The organism is Nisaea denitrificans DSM 18348 (assembly GCF_000426505.1).
Lineage (GTDB): Bacteria > Pseudomonadota > Alphaproteobacteria > Thalassobaculales > Thalassobaculaceae > Nisaea > Nisaea denitrificans.
Genome location: NZ_AUFM01000007.1, coordinates 1 through 2,267 on the forward strand (window position 1 = coordinate 1; position 2,267 = coordinate 2,267).

At 56.4% G+C, this 2,267-nt stretch carries 1 protein-coding gene; it reads right to left on the reverse strand.

The features are described 5' to 3' along the window. Window positions 1-1,749: HAMP domain-containing protein (locus tag K328_RS21930; RefSeq protein ID WP_156901137.1), on the reverse strand; the 1,749-nt coding region annotated here is incomplete at its 3' end. Window positions 1,750-2,267: the final 518 nt, after the last annotated feature.

The following is a 2,267-nucleotide window of genomic DNA, read 5'->3' on the forward strand; positions in this document are numbered from 1 at the left end:
CTCGACCTCGCGGCCATTGTCGCGGAAGATCTCCACCGTCCGGGCCATCGTGGTGATCTCGTCACCGCCGGACGTATCCACATCCGTGTCCAGATCTCCGTCCGCGATCACGCCCATCGTGTCGGCAAGGCCGTTGATACGGCTCACCACCTGACGGGACACAAGGAACCAGCCGATCAGTAGGCTGAGCAGGACACTGATGCCGCCGACGGCGAGCAGAAGCTGCTGGCTCTGGAAGATTGTGGTCTTCGCCGATTCTTCGCCGACCGCCGCATCGTTTTCGGCCTGTTCGACCAGGATTTCGACTTCGTGGATGAGTTCGGCAACGCGCTCACGGCTGTTGTTCAGCGCATCGACAGCGGCTGCCTCGGTGGAGAGCAGCTCAACGCGGATTTCGAAGACAGATTCCGCGCCATTGCCGAAAGCGCCCAGCTGTTCCGCTTTCTCTGCGGCATCCTCGTCGATCCCGCGCTCGCGGAATTCGTCCAGCGCAGTGTTCATGGCATCGTAGGCAGCCATGAACTGGTAGTTCGTCTGCTTGATGGCTTCCCCATCGGGGGAGACTGCTCCGGCATTCAGAAGACCGGCAACCAGGTTCGCATGCGCCACCAGTTCGAGTGAATTGCGGATGACACCGGCATCGTCGTTCACGAGGGTCGATATCGAGCCCTCGATGTCGCCGATCAATTTTTCGCCGCCGGAAATAAGCTGGAAGCTCGCTTCCTGGGTGACAGGTCCGATTGCCGCGTTGAACGTATCGCTCAGCGCCGCGATTTCTGCCTGGAGCGCGTCTCTCTTTGCCTTTAGCTCGAACTGGTCATTGTAGGACAGGGTATTCTTGACGAGCTCTTTCTTCCTGAGATCGAAGACCGACTTCTCGCCGATTCCGTAAAGACTGAGATTGAGGGCGACTTCCCGAAGGGCGTTGGCGTTGTCGCTGTCTGTCAGTCTGTTCACGGCGTCATAGACGTCGTTCGAGCGGGCACCGAATGTCTCTTTCAGCTTATCGACTTCTTCCTCGGAGGTGGCGACGCTGGCCCTGGCGGTGATGGCGAGCATTCCATGGCCATTGGCAGCGACTTTCAGGCCAGATTCGAGCTGCAGGATTTCTTCTTCAAGCAGGTTCTCAATGGAACTGACTGCGTTGCTGATTGTTTCATCGCCACGGAATTCCAGCGTCGCGTTCGCTTGTTGCACCACGGGGATGGCCTCGGCGACGAACAGGGCGTGGGTCTGGCGGATTTTCTTGGTCAGCTCGTCCATCTGGCCGCGCAGTTCCTCGCGCCGGCCGATCGTCCATTGCAGGTCTGTCAGGGTGCTTTCGATCTGGGAAACCTGGCCGGCGAGTTTTTCCTTTTGCTCTTCCGGAAGGCTCGTGAGGGTTTCGAGACGGGCGCGCAGCCCGTCGATACCGACGCGCATGTTTTCCTGGATGGCGTCGCGCTGTTCCTGGGTCGGCGCGCTGACGAGCGCCGGCGCGGTCGCGGCAATTGAGGCGCTGGTATTTGCCAGGGCCATGGAGTTCTTGATCGCGGGGATCGAGGTGCCCGTGAACATATTGAGTGTGCGTTGAAGCTCGACAAAGGCGGCGATGGAAATGCCGATCGCTACCAGCGTGATGACCGTGATCGCGAGCAAGGAGAAATAAAGCTTCCCGCCAACCCCTAACTTCCACGGCTTCTTTTTCGCGGAGTCTTCCTGATCGTCGGGAACGGCGGCGGTGTTATCCAAGTGCAATACATCAGCCACGATTAAAAATACCTCTAAACAATAGTGATTCTGTAAGGAGGCCTCGACCGTGTTCTTCGAGGCGGTCTCTGGAGCAACGAACGCAGGTTTTTCCTTTCATCACGAAATCGAAACGTTTTTCAGGATGGAAGGGAGTTTGGTTAATATCAACGTGAACTCGGCGATAAATTCAAGTGCGAAAAAGGCAGGAAAAATAACAACTTATTTCTGAAGGTTAAGGTAAAATTTTAGCAAAAATATGTGAACTTCAAAAAGAATGCTGCGGCGCAACAGTGGGCGTATCTATTAACGCCTTAAAAGTTATGGATTTTTTGGTAGCAGCAGACTGTTGCTGTCATTCTGGAATGAAAACAGGCGGGCCATACTGGCCCGCCTGTTTCCGGAATGTGCGTGGTGCGTTTTATTACTCGTTTCTGACTTTTGCGAGGAATGTTTTGACCTCGCGGTCGAGGGACTGTGCCTGTCCGGCGACGCCTTTGGCGGCGCTGAGGACCTGATCGGCGGCGGTGCCTGCCTCT